The organism is Deltaproteobacteria bacterium (genome assembly GCA_016709225.1).
GTDB lineage: Bacteria > Myxococcota_A > Polyangia > Nannocystales > Nannocystaceae > Xiheibacterium > Xiheibacterium phototrophicum.
In genome coordinates this window covers 370,407-387,714 of sequence record JADJEE010000001.1, presented here as the reverse complement: position 1 = coordinate 387,714, position 17,308 = coordinate 370,407, and the positions used below count along the sequence as shown (strand labels likewise).

16 protein-coding genes, 1 tRNA gene and 1 pseudogene are annotated in these 17,308 nt (G+C 73.0%); 12 read left to right on the top strand and 6 right to left on the bottom strand.

The genetic code is table 11. The features are described 5' to 3' along the window. The first annotated feature begins 5 nt into the window (after nucleotides 1–5). The 4 genes from IPH07_01645 to IPH07_01630 all read left to right on the top strand — a co-directional run bounded on the left by IPH07_01645 (nucleotide 6) and on the right by IPH07_01630 (nucleotide 4,496). Nucleotides 6–419: a hypothetical protein gene (locus tag IPH07_01645; GenBank protein MBK6916079.1), complete on the top strand. Its 414-nt coding sequence runs from the start codon at nucleotides 6–8 to the stop codon at nucleotides 417–419. A 191-nt stretch (nucleotides 420–610) separates the two neighbouring features. Further along, entirely contained in the window at nucleotides 611–3,289 is a 2,679-nt protein-coding gene (locus IPH07_01640) for a protein kinase (GenBank protein MBK6916078.1), read from the top strand. Between the two features lie 192 nt (nucleotides 3,290–3,481). After that, a tRNA-His gene (locus tag IPH07_01635) sits at nucleotides 3,482–3,555 on the top strand. A 38-nt stretch (nucleotides 3,556–3,593) separates the two neighbouring features. Further along, nucleotides 3,594–4,496, top strand: coding sequence for a hypothetical protein (locus IPH07_01630; protein ID MBK6916077.1), 903 nt, complete (start codon nucleotides 3,594–3,596; stop codon nucleotides 4,494–4,496). Between the two features lie 24 nt (nucleotides 4,497–4,520). On the opposite strand, the gene IPH07_01625 is transcribed toward IPH07_01630, so the two are convergent. Beyond that, a complete protein-coding gene (locus IPH07_01625; GenBank protein ID MBK6916076.1) occupies nucleotides 4,521–5,126 on the bottom strand; it encodes a hypothetical protein in 606 nt (201 codons plus the stop codon). Between the two features lie 177 nt (nucleotides 5,127–5,303). On the opposite strand from IPH07_01625, the gene IPH07_01620 reads away from it, so the two are divergent. Continuing rightward, nucleotides 5,304–6,263 carry a serine/threonine-protein phosphatase gene (locus IPH07_01620; protein MBK6916075.1) on the top strand — a complete coding sequence of 320 codons (960 nt, stop codon included), beginning with the start codon at nucleotides 5,304–5,306 and terminating at the stop codon, nucleotides 6,261–6,263. A gap of 13 nt (nucleotides 6,264–6,276) precedes the next feature. Here the strand turns inward: IPH07_01620 and IPH07_01615 are convergent, their stop codons facing one another. After that, nucleotides 6,277–7,098, bottom strand: a complete 822-nt coding sequence (locus IPH07_01615; protein MBK6916074.1) for an N-acetylmuramoyl-L-alanine amidase — start codon at nucleotides 7,096–7,098, stop codon at nucleotides 6,277–6,279. Nucleotides 7,099–7,241: 143 nt separating this feature from the next. Between IPH07_01615 and IPH07_01610 the strand changes: the two genes are divergently transcribed. The 3 genes and pseudogenes from IPH07_01610 (at nucleotide 7,242) to IPH07_01600 (ending at nucleotide 9,919) form a co-directional block, all read left to right on the top strand. After that, nucleotides 7,242–8,828: a hypothetical protein gene (locus IPH07_01610; protein ID MBK6916073.1), complete on the top strand. Its 1,587-nt coding sequence runs from the start codon at nucleotides 7,242–7,244 to the stop codon at nucleotides 8,826–8,828. Between the two features lie 21 nt (nucleotides 8,829–8,849). Continuing rightward, nucleotides 8,850–9,452: pseudogene (locus IPH07_01605) on the top strand (IS5 family transposase). Continuing rightward, entirely contained in the window at nucleotides 9,365–9,919 is a 555-nt protein-coding gene (locus IPH07_01600) for an IS5 family transposase (protein MBK6916072.1), read from the top strand. The pseudogene IPH07_01605 and the gene IPH07_01600 overlap by 88 nt, the downstream one beginning before the upstream one ends. Nucleotides 9,920–9,977: 58 nt before the next feature. On the opposite strand, the gene IPH07_01595 is transcribed toward IPH07_01600, so the two are convergent. The 3 genes from IPH07_01595 to IPH07_01585 all read right to left on the bottom strand — a co-directional run bounded on the left by IPH07_01595 (nucleotide 9,978) and on the right by IPH07_01585 (nucleotide 12,801). Continuing rightward, nucleotides 9,978–10,148: a zf-TFIIB domain-containing protein gene (locus IPH07_01595; GenBank protein MBK6916071.1), complete on the bottom strand. Its 171-nt coding sequence runs from the start codon at nucleotides 10,146–10,148 to the stop codon at nucleotides 9,978–9,980. Between the two features lie 140 nt (nucleotides 10,149–10,288). Beyond that, entirely contained in the window at nucleotides 10,289–12,472 is a 2,184-nt protein-coding gene (locus IPH07_01590) for a zinc-ribbon domain-containing protein (GenBank protein MBK6916070.1), read from the bottom strand. 101 nt (nucleotides 12,473–12,573) lie between these two features. Next, nucleotides 12,574–12,801 carry a hypothetical protein gene (locus IPH07_01585; protein MBK6916069.1) on the bottom strand — a complete coding sequence of 76 codons (228 nt, stop codon included), beginning with the start codon at nucleotides 12,799–12,801 and terminating at the stop codon, nucleotides 12,574–12,576. 118 nt (nucleotides 12,802–12,919) lie between these two features. On the opposite strand from IPH07_01585, the gene IPH07_01580 reads away from it, so the two are divergent. From IPH07_01580 to IPH07_01565, 4 genes are all read left to right on the top strand, one after another. Then, a complete protein-coding gene (locus IPH07_01580) occupies nucleotides 12,920–13,675 on the top strand; it encodes a response regulator transcription factor (protein MBK6916068.1) in 756 nt (251 codons plus the stop codon). Further along, nucleotides 13,672–15,105, top strand: coding sequence for a HAMP domain-containing protein (locus IPH07_01575; protein ID MBK6916067.1), 1,434 nt, complete (start codon nucleotides 13,672–13,674; stop codon nucleotides 15,103–15,105). The genes IPH07_01580 and IPH07_01575 overlap by 4 nt, the downstream gene beginning before the upstream one ends. A gap of 64 nt (nucleotides 15,106–15,169) precedes the next feature. After that, nucleotides 15,170–15,844: an orotate phosphoribosyltransferase gene (pyrE, locus tag IPH07_01570; protein MBK6916066.1), complete on the top strand. Its 675-nt coding sequence runs from the start codon at nucleotides 15,170–15,172 to the stop codon at nucleotides 15,842–15,844. Further along, nucleotides 15,841–16,419, top strand: a complete 579-nt coding sequence (locus IPH07_01565; protein ID MBK6916065.1) for a hypothetical protein — start codon at nucleotides 15,841–15,843, stop codon at nucleotides 16,417–16,419. Before pyrE ends, IPH07_01565 begins: the two co-directional genes overlap by 4 nt. Here the strand turns inward: IPH07_01565 and IPH07_01560 are convergent, their stop codons facing one another. Continuing rightward, on the bottom strand, nucleotides 16,420–17,289 hold the full coding sequence (locus IPH07_01560; GenBank protein MBK6916064.1) for a radical SAM protein: 870 nt from the start codon (nucleotides 17,287–17,289) through the stop codon (nucleotides 16,420–16,422). Nucleotides 17,290–17,308 lie beyond the last annotated feature (19 nt).

Genomic DNA, 17,308 nt, shown 5'->3' with positions numbered 1-17,308 from the left:
CGCCGGTGCCCGAGCTGGTGCCGGAGTCACTTCCCGTACTGCCCGAGTCGCTACCCGAGTCGCTGCCCGAGTCGCTGCCCGAACCACTGCCCGAGTCACTGCCCGAGTCGCTGCCCGAACCACTGCCCGAGTCACTGCCCGAGTCACTGCTCGAACCGCTGCCGGAGTCGCCGATGCCCGAGGTCTCGCCGCCTGCGCTGGTGTCGGCCGCCGTCAGCCCGCTGGTGCTGGGATCGGCGCTGGTGTTGTCGGTCGTCGCTCCGCCGTCGCTCGCGGTCGCGCTCGCGGAGGCCCCGCCGGTGCTGCCGCCGTCGTTCTGCGAGCCAGTGCTGACCTCGGTGCCCTCGATGCCGGCACAGGCCGCGCTCAACCACGCCATCGCCACGACCAACGCGCTACGCATAACCAAGGCAGCGTAGCGCCCGCACCGACCAAGTGCCACCAATCCGGCGAATCCGGGCGCGCTCGGCCGCCTCCGGCCCATGCAACGATCGCGCGCGCAGGGCGTGGCGTCGCCGCATCCGCCACCGCACGGGCACGGGCCGCCGGAGCGGGCGCGCATCCGAGGCGGCGCTGTCATAGGATCCCAGAGACCGGACCCCCGCCCCAGGTGTCGCAACCCTCGCCACACACGCCGGCCGAGACCACCCCCGGCCTGGCGCCGGCCCTCGAGGCGCCCACGCCGGGTCGGAGCGCGCCGGCGTTCCTGTTGCGCGGCGACATCGTCGGCCGCTACGTGGTGCTCGACAAGATCGGCACCGGCGGCATGGGCATCGTCTACGCCGCCTACGATCCCGAACTCGACCGCAAGATCGCGCTCAAGCTGCTGCGTCCGGGCGCCCGCGGTCGCGCCGAGATTGCACGGGCACGGCTGCTGCGCGAAGCCCAGGCGCTCGCGCGGCTCAACCACCCCAGCGTGATCGCGGTGCACGACGTCGGCACCTTCGAGGATCAGGTCTTCGTCGCGATGGAGTTCGTCGACGGCATCGACGCGGCGAAGTGGCTGCAGAGCGAGCGACGCACGTGGCGCGAGGTGCTGCCGGTGTGGCGACAGGCCGCCGAGGGCCTCGCTGCGGCCCACGCCGCAGGCGTCGTCCACCGCGACTTCAAGCCCGAGAACATGCTGGTCGGCAACGATGCCCGCGTGCGCGTGCTCGACTTCGGGCTCGCCCGCACGGCCGGCACCGACCCCACCGTCGAGCGCAACGTCGACGAGGTGCCCGCGGAACGACTCACGCAGAGCTCGGCGTCGGTGCAGCTCACCCAGGCCGGTGCGGTCATGGGCACGCCCGCGTACATGGCCCCGGAGCAGCACACCGGCGCGCCCCTGGACGCGCGCACCGATCAGTTCTCGTTCTGCGTCTCGCTGTACGAGGCGCTCTACGGCGAGCGACCGTTCGCGGGCGAGCGCGTGCCCGAGATCGCCTTCAACGTCGTGCGGGGCCGCGTGCGCGAGCCGTCGCGCGAGGGCCCGACGGTGCCGGCGTGGCTGCGCAAGGTGGTGCTGCGCGGGCTCGCCACCGACCCCGATCAGCGCTGGCCCGACATGCGCGCGCTGCTGGCCGCGCTGGCGGCCGACCCCGCCGCCAGGCAGCGTCGCTTCGCGCTGATCGCCGTCGCCGGCGGCGTGCTCGGGGCCGGTGCGCTGATGCTGTCGAGCCTGCGGCCCGACGAGGCGGTCTGTCGCGGGGCCGAGCGCAAGCTCGAGGGCATCTGGGATCCCACCGTCCGCGCCGCGCTCGAGCAGGGCTTCGCCGGCAGCACGCTGCCGTTCGCCACCGACGCGCTGGCGTCGACCACCGCGCTGCTCGACGAACACGCGGCGCGCTTCGTCGCCCTGCACACCGACGCGTGCGAGGCCACCGCGATCCGCAAGGAGCAGTCGCAGGACATGCTCGACCGTCAGGTCGCGTGCCTCGAGCGGCGACTCAAGGACGTCCGCGCGCTCACGCGGCTGCTCGCCCACGCCGACGACGACGCGGTCGCGCAGGCCGTGACCGCGACCTCGTCGCTGCCGTCGTTCGAGCCGTGCGCCGATCGACAGGCGTTGCTCTCGCGCGAGCCGGTGCCGAGCGGCGAGCAGGCCGCGGCGCTGGCCGAGGTCGACGATCAGCTGGCCGCGGGCCTGCAGCAGCTGCGCCTGGCCCACTACCGCGAGGCGCTGCAGACCGCCGAGGCCGCCGTGACCGCGGCCCGCAGCACCGCCGACCCCGGCACCATCGCGCAGGCGCTGGTGCTGCTCGGCCGCACCCAGCTCGCGCTCGATGACGGCGAGGCCGCCGAACGCAGCCTGCGCGAGGCGGCGTGGACCGCCGACGAGGGCGGTGCGGATCTGGTCCGCGCCGAGGCCGACAAGGACCTGGTGTGGGTGGTCTCGGCGATGCCCGGGCGCGCGCGCGAGGCCGAGGACCTCGCGGCCTCGACCACCCACACGCTCAAGCGCATCGGTGGTGACGCGCTGGTCGAGGCCGACCTGCACGAGAACCTCGGCGTCGCGGCGCGGCGCCGCGGCGCGATCGAGCAGGCGGTCGCCGAGCACGAGCGCGCGCTGGCGCTGCGGCGCGAGCACCTGCCCACCGGCGACCCACGCATCGCCGACAGCCTGCTCAACCTCGGCACCGCGCTCACCGACGCCGGCACGTACGACGCCGCCGATGCGGCGCTCGGCGAGGCCGAGCAGATCGTTCGCGCGCGCTATGGTGGCAGGCACCCGCGGGTCGCCAACGCGCTGCACTCGCGCGGCATCGTGTTGTTGCGCCGTGGCGACCCCGCCGGGGCCGCCGCGCTGCTGCGACAGGCCACCGAGATCCGCGAGGCCGCGCTGCCGCAGGGCCACGCGGTGATCGCCGGCTCGCACCACGATCTCGGCGAGGTGTTCGCGGTCGCGAAGGACTGGGCGCAGGCCCGCACGCAGTTCGATCTCGCGGTGCGACTGCGCGAGGCCGGCAAGGCGACCCACCCCGCCCACCTGGCGAACTCGCTGCGCGGCCGCGGCCTCGCGGAGCTCGAGCTGGGCCAGATCGAGCCCGCTCGCGCCACCCTCGAGCGCGCGTGGCTGCTGCTCGAACACAGCCAGGACGCGGCTGCGCGCGCGGAGATCGACTTCGCCTACGCGCGAGCGCTGGTGGCCAGCGACGCGCGCACGGCGATCGCCCTGGCCCGCACCGCGCGCGGGGCCTATCTCGCGATCGACGCCCAGCGCCCGGGCGCCGTCGGGCGGGCCGCCGCGGTGCAGGAGATCGAGGCCTGGCTACGGCAGCACGATCCCGATCGCGCGCCCCGGCCGTGACGGGACGAGGCACCGTCACCGCCCCGCGTGCACCCAGCCCATGGCCACGCGCCAGCGGGCGCAAGCGGCCCCAAGCCCCAGACACCCCCTGCAGCCCCATCACGAGCGCGATCACCCGCGGGCACGCGCTGGGGTCGAAAACCAGGGCTGGCGCCAGCCGCGTCGGCTGTGCTAGACAGTCGCCCCCGCACGGCGAGCATAGCTCAGTTGGTTAGAGCGCTGGATTGTGATTCCAGAGGTCACGGGTTCGATTCCCGTTGCTCGCCCCGCCGTGACAGGACTTGCAGTAGCGTTGGCCACGTCGATGCGTCGCCCACGCTTGAGCCCGTCGCGGTTGCTGTCGTTCCTGCTGATGTCGTCGGCGTGCACGGTCACGCCGCGCGACGAGCAGACCACCGGCATCGCGACGCTGTCGACCACGATCGGCGCCGGCTCCGAGTCGAGCAGCGGCGACGACGGTGACCCGACCGGCATGAAGCTCGACGCCGCCGGTGACAGCGGCGGCGTGTCGGAGATCGCCGAGGTCTTCGGCCACAGCGCGACCACGCTGTACCGGCTCGATCCCACCACCAAGCAAGTCACCGTGGTGGGTGACTTCGTCGGCTGCGACGCGTCGATCATCGACATCGCGCTGGATGCCGACTCGAACATGTACGGCGCCGCGTTCGGCTCGCTGTGGTCGATCGATCGCACCACCGCCGCCTGCACGCACATCGCCGACGGCGAGTATCCGACCTCGCTGTCGTTCGTGCCCGCCGGCACCGTCGACCCCGATCGTGAGGCGCTGGTCGGCTTCGTCGATGCCGACTACATCCGCATCGACACCCAGAGCGGCGCGGTCACGCCGCTCGGTACCCTCGCCGGTGGGCTGGCGTCGAGTGGCGACCTGGTCGCGGTCGCCGGCGGCGGCACCTATCTCACCGTCACCGGCGGCGACCTGTGCGGTACGCTCGACTGCGTGATCGAGCTCGACCCCAGCGACGGCACGCTGCTGGCGAACTTCGGCACGGTGCCCTACCCCGAGGTGTTCGGGCTGGCGTTCTGGGCCGGCCGCGCCTACGGCTTCGCGCGCGCGGGCGACCTGTTCGAGATCGACTTCGTCGACAACCAGGTCACGACCACCGCGATCCAGATCCCCGGCGCGCCCGCGAGTCTCGAGTTCTTCGGCGCTGGCTCGACCACCTCGGCACCGCCCGCCGAGGGCTGAGCTGCCGGCACGATCGCTCACGCCTCAGCTCGCGGCGCGCTGCGGCGCCTCGCCGACGAGATCCAGCGAGCGCGCGTGGCGACGCACGCGGTAGCGCCACGCCGTGACCGCCCCCGTGGTCATGCCCAGCGCTCGGGCCACGTCCTCGACCGCGTGCTCGCCTGCAAACAACAGCTCGAACAGCCGCGCGTCGCGGCTGTTCGGTTGCACGCGCAAGCGTTGGAGCAGCAGCTCGAGCTCGCGGCGCACGGCCAGCTGCGCCGCGGGGTCGACGAGCTCGTCGGCATCGCCCGGGGCCGCGACCACGTGCAGGCGCGGTCGACCCAGCCGACGATGCACGCGGCGACGCGCCAGCAGGCGCACGAAGCTGTCGAGCGAGCGGCCGCGCGCGGGGTCCCAGCGCAGCAGCTCCTGCCCGTCGCGCTCGAAGAGGTACAGCATCACGTCCTGCACGAGATCCTGCGGCAGCTCGTCGGCCTCGCCGTAGCCGTGACGATGGCGCAGCGCGAGCTGACACGCGACCTCGCGCCGGATCGCGAGGTAGAGCCGATGGGCGAGCGCACGACGGGCGGCGGGTTCGTCGTCGAGGGCGCGCAGGAGCTGTTCGCGGTCGGTGTCGTGGATCGACATGGGCGGTGTTGGCGGCGGGTCACCGAAGCGGGCGCCGCCACCTCCTTCGCCTGCGTTGGAGGCCCGTCGGGCCGCTCGGATCACGGACGCGTGCCCGAACCCGCGATCGAGGTGCCAGCGCCCCAAAGCGCGCCGCGGTCGTCGACGCGCCGCACGGATCGGCGGTATCAACGGGGGGTGAGCGACGACGCCAACCCCGGGGACACCCAGCCCAGCTCGAGCACCGCGAACCGCACGCTCAAGCTGCTGTCGTCGAGTCCGACCTTCGGGCTGCGCAGCCTCGCGGACGCCAGCGCGATCGCGGCCAACCCCGCGGTCGTCGCCGAGGTGTTCGGCGCGACCGATGTCGGTCGCGTGCGCAAGAACAACCAGGATCAGTTCCTGGTCGCAGCGCTCGAGCGATCGTTGCTCATCGAGGGCTCGAGCCTGCCCGCGCAGGCCGGCACGCGCCTGGTCGACACGCCCCAGGGTCGCATCCTCGTGGTCGCCGATGGCATCGGTGGCCACGGCGGTGGCGAGGTCGCGAGCGCGGTGACCATCGATGCGATGGCCCACTACTGCTTCGAGGCGATGCCGTGGGTGCAGCGGCGCAGCGAGTGCAGCAGCGACGAGCTGGCGCAGGGGCTACAGGACGCGGTGCGCACCGCACAGCAACGCGTGCGTCGGGTGGCGGAGCGCAAGGCGCTCGACAAGTCCCTCGGCACCACGCTGACCATGGCCTACGTGGCCTGGCCCGAGCTGCTGCTGGTGCACGTCGGGGACAGTCGCGCGTACCTCATGCGCGACGACGAGCTGCATCGGCTGACCATCGACCACACGCTCGCGCAGCAGATGGTCGACGGCAACCTGCTGACGCCCCAGGAGGCCGCCCACTCGCGACTATCGCACGTGCTCGTCAACGCGGTCGGCGGCAAGACCGACGATCTCGACATCGAGCTGCGCCGCATCGAGCTGCGCATCGACGATCAGCTGCTGCTGTGCACCGACGGGCTCTACGACATGCTCGACGACGACGCGCTCACGGCCGCGCTGCGGGCGACCCACCTGCCGGTGGAGGCCGTGGTGCTGCGGCTCATCGAGCAGGCCAACGCGGCCGGCGGGCGCGACAACGTCACCGCGGTGCTGGCCCGCTTCTAGTAGCTCGATCACCTCAGCGCGCCGGCGCCGACGACTCGCCGCCCTGCGGCGCGCGACCGATCGGCCGCACTCGCTGGGCGCGGCGGTACTGCTCGATCAGTGCCTCGGCGACGCCGATGGCGATCTCGTGGCGCTGCGGACCGTCGACCAGCACGCGGTGGTCCGCGTCGTGATCGAGGAATCCGGCCTCGAACAGCACCGCCGGCATGTGCACCCCGAGCAGCACGTCGAAGCTGGCCTGGCGCACGCCCCGGTTGGCGCGGCCGGGGAAGCGCTCCGCCTGGCCCTGTTGGATCGCGGCCGCGAGCGCGACCGCGGCGTTGCGGTGGGCGGCGGCCCGCAGCTGCTCGACCATCGCCTGGGCCTGCGGCGTGGCCCCGCCGGCGACCGGTGCGGTGCCCTCGCCGGCGTTCTCGCGCCGCGCAGTGATGGCCGCGTCGAGGCTGCTGGCCTTGGCGTCGAGCACGTAGGTCTCGAAGCCGCTCTGGTCGTGGCGCGGCGACGCATTGGCGTGGATGCTGACGAACACATCCGCGCCGTCCTCATTGGCCAGCGCGACGCGATCGGCCAGCGCGAGCGTGCGGTCGTCGTCGCGGGTCAGCACCACCTTTGCGTGGGGCAGCCGCTCCTCGAGGATCGCGCGGACCTCCCGCACGAGCGCGAGGCTGACGTCCTTCTCGTGCACGTCGCCGCGGCCGTTCGCGCAGCCGGAGTTGGTGCCGCCGTGCCCGGCATCGAGCACGATCGTGTAGGCGTGCTCGAGCACGGGCCGCGGCCCGACCGGCGCGGCCGTGGGGCTCGCCGCCGCCAGGACCCCCGCGAGGATCGCCGCCATCGCCCCTGAGATCAGCCCGGATCCGAACATGTGCCTACATGTAGGACAACTCGAGCCCGGGGGCCAAGAAACCGGCGCCAAGCGGGCACCCGAGGCCGAAAGCGTGCGCTCGTTCGTGCTACACCAGGCTCTTCCGAGCGACCGTGGACGCACGATCGACCGCAGCCACGCTCACCGCGTTCGCCCTCGTCGGTGGCCTGCTGCAGGTCCTCGCGAGCGCCGTGCTCGGGATGGAGCGGCTCGACCAGCTCACGTTGGCCTCGCAGGAGGGCCCCTGGGTCTACCTCGCGGCGGCGACCGGGGTCACCGTGGGGCTCGCGGCCCTGTGGGTGCTGCGCCGGCGGGTGCTGGTCGCCGCGGCGGTGTTCCTGACCTGGCAGGTGTCGATCCTGTGGCCGCTGTCGCGGCGCATGACCAGCGTCGGGCTGGCGCTGCACGGTGAGTTCCTGCTGCATCACTTCGTCGCGATGCTGTGCGTGCTGGCCTGCGCCGTGATCGCGGTCGGGCTCGCCCGCGATCGATCGCGACCGTGGTGGCGTTGGCCGATCGCGGCAACCATCGCGGTCGCGGTGTCGGCCGCGAGCTGGGGTCATCTCGCGCAGCTGCGCGAGGCGCCGCGCGAGGTGATGCTCGCCCACGGCATCACGGTGATCGCGGTGCTGCTCGCCACCTTCGCGCTGGCGCTGCTCGAGCTGGTGAGCGAGCCACGCTCGCGCATCCGCTGGGCCGCGGTGGTGCTGTGGCTGCCGCTCGGTGTGCGCGCGCTAGCGTCGGGTCCGTTCGCGCTCGGTCAGGCCGCGGTGCCGCCGGGCCTGCGCGCGGTGTTCCTCGGCCTGCTCGTGGCCGCCGCCGCCGCCCTCACCGTGCTACTGCGCCCGCGCCCGCCGCGGGGCATCGCGATCGTGATGACCGGCCTGTCGGCGCTGTCGGTGGCCACGCTCTACCTCGTCTACCGCGGCAGCTTCGGCAAGCTCGAGGACGGGCTCGGGCCGCTCGCCCAGTCGATGCTGGGCTTCACGCCGCCGTACCCCGAGTACGTGTCGACGCCGGTGCTGCTGGTGGTCATGGTCGGCGCGTTCCTGGCGCTGCAGACCGCCGGCGGCTCGCTGGGCTCGGACGACGCGCGCGACCGCGGCATCGGCTTCGCGTTGGTGTTGGTGGCGGGCGTGGGTTGGTCGAGTCCGCAGCTGGTGATGATGTCTGCCGCCGGCCTCCTCCTGTTCCTCGTCGATCTGGACGGCGTGCGCGCCCCGGCCCGACCGCCGACGCGCCCGATCGCAGCGGTGTTCGACACCATCGCGGCCACGCTCGCGCTCGAGCACACCACCGTCGCCGGCGACGGCCGTCGCGCGCCGCTGCTCCACGCGGTGCGCGGCCAGCTGCGTGGCCTGCCGCTCGAGCTCAAGGCCCACGTCCGCGGCGAGCGGATCCACGTCGGCGCGCGGCTCGGCGGGGCCACACACGGCCGCGCCGACGTGGTGCTGTGCCCGGGCGAGGGCAACGTACGACCCAACCATCCACTGGCGCGGACGCATCGCGTGCAGGGCTCGGTCCGCGCGCTCGAGCAGCACGGCGAGGGCTTGCTCGACGCGTGCCTGCCGTTCCCCACCCTACAGCTGTCGCTCGCGCCGACCGGTGCCACGCTCGAGTTCGGCGACGATCTGCATGGCTTCGACGACGGCTCGGTGGTCGCGCTGCTGCGGGCGCTCGCCCGCAGCTACGGCGACTAGTACCTCGACACAGCGATAGTGATGGGTCAGAACGCCGTCATGGCCGCGACTCCGCAAGGCGCCGTGCCGCCGGAATACCGGGCGTATTTCAAGGTGCGGCAACGCAGCGAGGCGCGGTCAGGGCGGTGTTATGGCCCGTCACTATCGCTGTGTCGAGGTACTAGGCTGTGTCCGGTTTCCCCGAAACCGTCAAGTCCTTGGGCGGATCGGGGATCCGTGATCCAAGGGGGCATGACCACGACGGGCATGCCTCGCCACCGCCTTACCGACGCGCAGTGGGAGCTGATCGGGGACCTGTTCCCGACGAACAACTTCAAGACCGGTCGGCGGCCGCGGGATCGTCGTCTCATGCTCGACGCGATCTTCTGGGTGTTGCGAACTGGGGCTCCGTGGCGAGACCTACCGGAGTGCTTCGGCCCATGGTCGACCGCCTGGGACTTCTTCGACAAGTGGACGAAGGACGAGACGTTCGACCGCGTACTTCGGCGATTGCGGAGCATCGCCGTCCCGCACGACGCGGACCCCTCCGAGTTGTGGTGCATCGACGGGACATCGATTCGAGCTGCGCGCTGCAGCAGCGGCGGGGGGAAAAAGATCCGATCCGCAGGAGCCAGCGGATCACGCTCTGGGGCGCTCCGCGGGGCTGGGGCACGAAGATCCACATCCTGTGTGACGTTGAGGGCCACCCACTCCACTTCGAGCTCAGCGCCGGACAAGCCCACGACGGACCGATGCTCGCGCCGGTCCTTCAAGGTGCTGACGAAGCACTGCATGATGATCGAGGTGTCGTCATGGAGTGGCCGTTGGCACTCGCAGGCGACAAGGGCTACCGCGCGGAGTGGATCGATAGGTATCTCCTCGCCCTGGGGATCACACCAGTGATCCCCACGAAGCCCAACGAGACTCGAGCGCTGCGCCCGGTCGCCTTCAACAAGCGCCTCTACAGGCGCCGCAGCATCGTCGAGTGCCTCATCGGCTGGCTCAAGGAGTCGCGACGCGTGGTGACCCGCTTCGAGAAGACCGCCATCAACTTCGGCGGGATGGTCCGGCTTGCCTTCATCCACCGCTATCTACGCATCTTCGGGGCTTGATGGGAAACCGGACACAGCCTAGTACCTCGCTAGCGCGGCGGTGGGCCGCCGCTGGCGCTCACGCACCGGCGAACAGGCGGCGCAGCGCCTCGAAGAAGCCCGGCTTCCCGGCGAGCTCCTCGAGCTCGCCGTCGTCCAGCCAGACGCCGCCGCAGGCGAAGCACTTGTCGACCTTCACACCGCGGAACGTGATCTCGCTCAGCTCCATGCCGCACTTGGGGCAGTGCATGAGATGCAGCTTCCGCAGCGCCTCGCGCTCGGCGGGGCTCAGCTGCGCCGAGCGACGCGCCTGGGCCTCGCGTTGCGTCTGCAGGTCATCCCAACTCAATCCGTCGTCGTTGTCCGCCTCGCCCACGCGCCCCCTCCCAGTCAGCCCGTTTCGCCGGCATCGCCGGCCCCATCCGCCTCGCCCGCGTGCGCGTCGACGTACGCGCGGGCCTGCGCGTGCGACGGATCGTGCTCGAGCAATCGCTTGTAGTACCCGACCGCCTTGGCCGTGCGTCCGAGCTTGGCCGCGGCCTTACCCGCGCCCTGCAGCCCCGACATCATGTTGGGCGAGCGCTCGAGTAGCTTGGCGTAGGACTTGAGCGCGTTGTCGTAGGCGCCGCTGCGGCTGTACGCGTCGCCGAGACACAGGAGCCCGTCGAGATCACCGGGCTTCTTCTCCAGCGCCTTGCGCAGCAGCGCGATGGCCCCCGGTGCGTCACCGGACTCCGACTTGCGGCACCCGCGATCGATGAGGCGATCGGGTGACTCGCCGACCGCCTCGGGCGCGGTGCCCTGGCCAGCGGTCGGCTCGACCACCGTCGTGGCGACGGGAGCGACCGCCTCGGGCGTGGCCTGGGCCACGGTCGCCGGCAGCTCGAGCGCCCGCACGATGGCACGCGCGACGGGTTGTCCGGGCGCCTGCGCAAGCACTGCCTCGGCGATCGCACGCGCGCGCTCACGGTCACCGGCGTGCAGCCGATCGAGCGCGAGCACCAGCCGCGCCAGCGTCGTCGGCCGCGCGAGCGACTGCAGGGCGTCGCGTGCCGGCCCGGCGAGCTCGGCCTTGGCGTCGCGCAGCAGCGGCGCGGCTGCCAGCAGTGCCGACAGCTCGGGCTGATCGGTGAGCGCGAGGCCGTCGGCGTCGCTGCGCCCCTGCGCGACCCGCAGCAGCACCGCAGCGCGCATGCGTCGCGAGGTGCCATCGCCGGCGGCGGCATCGAGCAGACCTGCGGCCCGGCCCGCGTCCTCCTGCGCCCAGAAGCGGGCGTCGGCACGCATCGCCGGATCGACCGCGCCCCATAGCTCGTGCACGAGTGCGCGCGTCGCCAACACCTCGGCCTGGGCGTCGCCGAGCGCCGATGCACCGCCGGCGATCGCAACCTCGAGCGCCGCGTCGGCGCGGGCCAGCGCAGTCGGATCGGCGGCGACGATCGCCGCGTCGGCGTCGGCGAGCAACGGCGCATCGTCGCGCACCGGCTCGGCGATCACGGCCTCGGTCGGCAGCGGCGTCCCGAACACGCGCGCGCGCACCTGCGGGATGCCGAACACCACCGCGGCGCCCGCGAGGATGCCGAGCGCGGCCCACACCGGCCACGCGCCCCGCCGACGCCGCGGCTCGCTGGGCTCGAGGTGCAACGCGGGCGCGGCCACCGGCTCGCTGCGCGGCACCGTCGCGGCCTCGCCCGCAGCAGCGGCGGGCGGCGGTGCGACCGGCGGTGGCGGGGGCGCGGGCGCGGCGGGCCTGCGCGCGCCCTCGGGCGACGGCCCGGTGATGGGCCGAACGTGGTGCGTGACGACGTCGAGCATCGACAGCGCGCGACCGCTGCGATCGTCGTGCACGGCGGTCGGGGTCGCGCCGCTGCGCGGGGGCGCGAGGGTGCCGCTGCGCGGAGCCGGCGGCGGCGCGGGTGCGGCCCGCTCGCGCTCGACCGCCGCGACACTCGACGCGGAGGCCGAGCTGCGCTCGATCTCCTTCGCCGGCGCGCGCATGGTCGGGATCGCGATCTCACCGGTGCCTTCGACCGCCTCGCCGAGCACCGGGTGGGCCGACGCCGAGCTGGCCGCCGCGCGCGAGACCACCTGCTCGAGCGCCGACGAGCGATCGGTCGCTGCGGGCTCGGGCACACCGGCCAGCGCGGCGCTGTCGTCCTCGCCCGCGTGGGTGCCGAACGCCGGCGGCGGCCCCAGCAGGTCGAGCGCCGAGCGCTCGCTCGGCGGTCGATCGCGGGGCTCGACGAGGCTCGGCAGCCCGGGAAAGCCGGCGAACGCGGTGGCGAATTCGGGCATCTCGCCCAGCCGCACGAAGTGACGACCGGAGCGCGAGACACGGTCGTCGGGGTGGAGACGCCCCTCGAGGATCCACGCCCGCAGCGTCGCGAGGTCGGGCGCGGTGAACAGCAGGTCGTCGATCGTGCGCACCTGCCACGGCGGCTGCGCTGCGACGTCGGAGGCGCTCACGCGGAACACCGCGGCGCACGACAGACAACGCACCGACGCGCCATCTGGACCGACCTGGCGGTCATCGAGCGCGAACTCGGTGTTGCAACTCGCGCAGCGGACGATCAATGGCCTCGGGCTCGGCCCACGAGACTATCAGATGGCACCGCAGCGCGCGAACGTTCGGACGCCCCGACCGCCCCGGGCGCCCATGGGGCGAAGCGCCGGCGTCATCGCGATGAGGGCGTCGCGCCGCGCTCGTGACCCATGACGAAGCCGAGCACCCCACCGACCGCGCTCGCCACCAACACCGCGCCCAGCAGCAGCCCGAACAGCTTCATCGGCGGCGCGGGTGCGTGGTGCCGCTCGAGTCCGGCCTCGACGTGACACCGCGGGCACTCACCCGGCGACGCATCGGCCTCGAACGCATGATGGCAGGCGCTGCATCGGTACTGCACGGCGAGCGCAGCGTAGCAGCCCGCCGCGCGGCGGGGCAACGAGCGGCCCGGCCCGCCGGTGCGCAGGGTCGCCGGCGGCGGCGTGCGTGGCCTTCACCGCGGCTTTACGGCCCTGCCGGTGCTCGCCGGGGCATGGAGGTGGCAGACTCCCGATCACACCGTGCGAGTCCTGCTCATCGAAGACGTGAAGCTGGCGGATCGCACCGCCGAGTACCTCCAAGGCCATGGCGCCGAGGTCGAGATCATCGCCGACGGCGCCGCGGGGCTCGAGCGCGCGCGGGCCGGCGAGCACGAGATCGTGCTGCTCGACCTGATGCTGCCGGGCATGGACGGCCTCGCACTGTGCCAACAGCTGCGACAGAGCAGCGACGTGCCGATCATCATGCTGACCGCGCGCGGCGAGGAGGTCGACCGCATCGTCGGCCTCGAGCTCGGCGCCGACGACTACATGCCCAAGCCCTTCAGCCCCCGCGAGCTGCTCGCGCGCATGCGCGCGGTGCTGCGCCGCGGCGGTCCGCCGGCACCGGGGGAGCCCGCGCAGCTGATCGAGTTCGGCGCGCTGGTGATCGATCGCGATCGCCACACCGCCAGCTTCGAGGGCCACGCCATCGAGTTGACCGCGTTCCAGTTCGACCTGCTGTGGGTGCTCGCGCGCTCGGCCGGCAAGGTGCTGCCTCGCGAACAGATCTACAACGACGTCCGGCGGCTGCGCGGCGAGCCGCCGGTCGATTTCGACCCGGCGGTCGATCGCTCGGTCGACGTGCACATGTCGAAGATCCGCGCCGCCCTCGGTGCGGCGTCGCCGAGCGGGACGACGTTGGTGCGGACCATCCGCGGCGTGGGCTACGTGCTGGGCGGCGGAGACGACGGATGAGCCGCTCAGCGCCGCAGCGGCGCTCGAGCCTGTTCCGGCGCATCTACGGCACGTTCGTGCTGACGTTCGTGGTCGCGGCGGTGCTGGTCGGCAGCGGTGGCTGGCTGCTGGCCCGGGCGCTCGGCAACGAGTGGGTCTCGGAGGCGCTCGAGTTGCTCGAGACCGACAACGACGGCTGGGTCGCCCAGCTCGCCGACCCCGCCGCGCTCACGACCACGCTGCGACGCTTCGATGACCGGCTCGGCACGCGCACGGCCATCTACACCCCCGACGGCGACCGCGTGGCGGGCCAGGGTCCCGAGCACGTCCCGGGGCGCTTCATGCAGCGCGAGCGTCGACTCCGACGCGGGCGCCCCATCGTGCATCGCCAGGGCGAGCACCCGATCGTGGTGTTCCCCCTGACCGACGCCGAGGGCGAGATCGTCGCGCTGGCCCACGTCGTGGCCGCGCCGCCGCAGCTGCTCGGCATCGGTGCCGCGATCACGCTGCTGTTCGCCGCCGCGTTCGGGCTCGGGGCCAGGCGGCTATCGCGATCGCTGACCTCCCGCATCGCCACGCTCGAGACCAGCGTGGGCCGCATCGCCGACGGCGAGCTCGCCCACCGCGTTGCGGTGCCGTCACGCATCGCCGACGAGATCGACGAGCTCGGCGGCGCCGTGAACCACATGGCCGAGCGACTCGAGCGGCTGGTGGCGGGGCAGCGCACGCTGCTGGCCAACGTCTCCCACGAGCTGCGCACGCCCATCGCTCGCACCAAGGTCCTGCTCGAGATCCTGCAGGAGCGGCTGGCCCAGGTCACCGCCAACGGCACGCCCGCGCCGGTGGCCACACCCGCCAAGCCGGGCTCCAAGCCGATCATCGATCCCATCACCCGCGTGCAGCAGGGCCTGCTCGAGATGGCGCAGGACATCGTCGAGGTGGAGTCGCTCATCGGCGATCTGCTCACCGGCGCCCGGCTCGAGCTGCGTGCCGGCGAAGGCGCCGTGATCGACGCGACGGCGCTACCGCTGGCGCCGCTGCTGCAGCGCTGCGCGGGCAAGGTCCACGCCCAGGTCGACGCCGCCGCCACGCTCACGGTCGCCGGCGACGAGTTCCTGCTCGAGCGTCTGTTCAGCAACCTGCTCGCCAACGCACGCCGCGCCTGCCCGGACGGCACCATCGAGCTGGCCGCCGCACGGCACGGCGATCGCATCGTCGTGCGGGTCCAGGACGAGGGCCCCGGAATCGCCCCCGAGCACCGCGAGATCGTGTTCGAGCCGTTTCGCCGCCTCGACGACGCGCGCTCGCGCGACCGCGGCGGCGTGGGGCTCGGCCTCTACCTGTGCCGCCAGATCGCGCACGCGCACGACGGCTCGCTGGTCGCGCGCGAGCGCCCGGACGGTCGCCGCGGCGCGTGCCTCGAGCTCGAGCTGCCGGCCGCGACGGGCTGACGCGACCCCGCCGCGATCGCGCGTCGGAAGCGGGCGCGCGGGCGGTGATATGCTGGCGCCCGCGATGCTCCCGCACCAGGCTGCCTTCCTCGAGCTGCTGCTCCGCTTCGAAGTCCTGCGCTTCGGCGATTTCACGCTGAAGTCGGGCCGCCGCTCGCCCTACTTCGTCAACGCCGGTCAGCTCCGTACCGGCGCTGCGATCGCGGCGCTCGGCCAGGCCTACGCGGCCCACGCACGCCACCACGGGCTGCGCTGCGACCTCGTGTTCGGGCCCTCGTACAAGGGCGTGCCGCTGGCGGTCGCCACCGCGATGGCGTTGTCGGATGGCGCACGCGACGTCGGCTACGCCTTCGACCGCAAGCAGGCCAAGGACCACGGCGAAGGCGGCGTGTTCGTCGGCATGGCGCCGGCCTCGGGCATGCACGTGCTCGTGGTCGACGACGTCGTGACCTCGGGCCAGTCGATCCGCGAGGCGGTCGCGTTGGTCCGCGAGGCGGCCCCCGACGTGGTCGTGAGCGGCGTCGTCGTGGCGATCGATCGACAGGAGCGCGGCCGCGGATCCAAGACCTGCGCCGACGAGCTGCGCGACGAGCTGGGCCTGCCGATCCTCCCGCTGCTGGGCATCGAAGAGACCGTCGCCCACCTCCACGGTCGCGACATCGACGGTCGCGTGCTGGTCGACGACACCCGCGCGCAGGCGATCCGCGAGCACCTCGCCGCGTTCGGGGCCACCGCGTGAGACGCCCCCCGGCCGCGCTCGCGCTCGCGCTCGCCACGATGGGCGCCGCGGTGGGTGGCTGCGCCGACCCGATCGGTGATCTCGATCGCGAGCGCCTGCGCGAGCTGGCGCGCACGCCTGGAGACGCCGTCGGTGACCTGCACTCGGGCAGCTGGACCACGCTGTTCGAGCTCGAGCGATGCACCTGCCTCGAGCTCGCGCAGTCGTTCTCGCCCTGCGTGCCGTCGGAGCCGCCGGTGCCGCTGGTCGGCACGCTGGCGCTGGTCGAGGCCGACGGCCTGCTGGCGAGCTCGTTCTCCCTGCAGCTCTCCAACGGCAACCGCTTGGGCGCAACGTTCTCGGGGGGCGTCGACGCCGACGGCGGCTTCGTGCTCGCAGCGGTCCGCCACGACAGCACCGTCGGCGTCACCAGCGACCTGCTGAGCCGCATCGACGGCGCGTTCGACGAGGACGGCGGCGCGAGCTTCGAGGCGACGCTGGCCGTGCGGCTCGCCACGTCGTTGGCGGTCGAGGTCGAAGGGCTGCCGCAGCACCTCGATTGCCGCGGCGACTACAGCCTCACCGGCACGCGCTGATCACAGCCCGCGCGACCGCTCTGGCCGCAGCGGGATGCGGCCCTCGAGCGCGGCATCGATGACCTCGACGATGCGCTCGCGATCGGCCGGCAGCCGCCCGCCCAGCGGCAGGTAGTTCGAGGCGTGGTTGGTGCGGAACATGGCGTTGCTCGGCCGCGCGTGGAGCACGATGCCACGCAGCTCCCGCAGCAGCTCGGGCACCGCCGGCACCGCGAACTTGTCGCGCGCGGCCAGCTTCGCGAGCGGTGTGCCCGGCACCACCGTCACCGTCAGCGCAGCGACGAACTCCGGATCCATCGCCGTGATGAGCTCGCCGGTGGCGCGGGCGTGCTCCTCGCTGCGCTCGCCGGCGATGCCCAGCAGCGTGATGACGCTCAGCTCCATGCCGGCGGCATGGGCCCGCGTCGCCGCCTCGACGTGGGCGGCCGCGTCGTCGCCCTTGGCAATGCGCCGCAGCGTGGCGTCATCGCCCGACTCGGGGCCGATGTACAGCCGCGACAACCCCGGCGCCCGCAGCTGTGCGAGCTCGTCGTCGGTCTTCCCGATCACGTTGCGCGCCATCGCGTAGCACGACACACGCCGCAGCCGGGGCAGCCGCGCCCGCGCGCGCTCGAGGATCGGTCGCCACTGCGCCAGCGGCATCACCAGCGCGTCGCCGTCGGCGACGAACAGCTTGTCGATGTGCGCGCCGGCCTGCGCCGCCGCGGTGTCGAGATCCGCCAGCGTCGGCTCGAGCGCACGCACGCGGAACTGCTTGTCGCTGTACATGTCGCAGTACGTGCAGTGGTTCCACGAGCAGCCGATCGTGGCCTGCAGGATGAGCGCGTCGGCCTCCGACGGCGGACGGTAGATGCGGCCCTCGTAGCGCATGGTGGTGGCTGGTCGGCGT

Bases quoted from the DNA above. Each gene is read 5' to 3' on its own strand.
- IPH07_01575 (MBK6916067.1), top strand. From the start codon at position 13,672: ATGAGCCGCTCAGCGCCGCAGCGGCGCTCGAGCCTGTTCCGGCGCATC.
- IPH07_01595 (MBK6916071.1), bottom strand. From the start codon at position 10,148: ATGCACTGCCCCAAGTGCGGCATGGAGCTGAGCGAGATCACGTTCCGC.
- pyrE (MBK6916066.1), top strand. From the start codon at position 15,170: ATGCTCCCGCACCAGGCTGCCTTCCTCGAGCTGCTGCTCCGCTTCGAA.
- IPH07_01560 (MBK6916064.1), bottom strand. From the start codon at position 17,289: ATGCGCTACGAGGGCCGCATCTACCGTCCGCCGTCGGAGGCCGACGCG.
- IPH07_01625 (MBK6916076.1), bottom strand. From the start codon at position 5,126: ATGTCGATCCACGACACCGACCGCGAACAGCTCCTGCGCGCCCTCGAC.
- IPH07_01630 (MBK6916077.1), top strand. From the start codon at position 3,594: ATGCGTCGCCCACGCTTGAGCCCGTCGCGGTTGCTGTCGTTCCTGCTG.
- IPH07_01615 (MBK6916074.1), bottom strand. From the start codon at position 7,098: ATGGCGGCGATCCTCGCGGGGGTCCTGGCGGCGGCGAGCCCCACGGCC.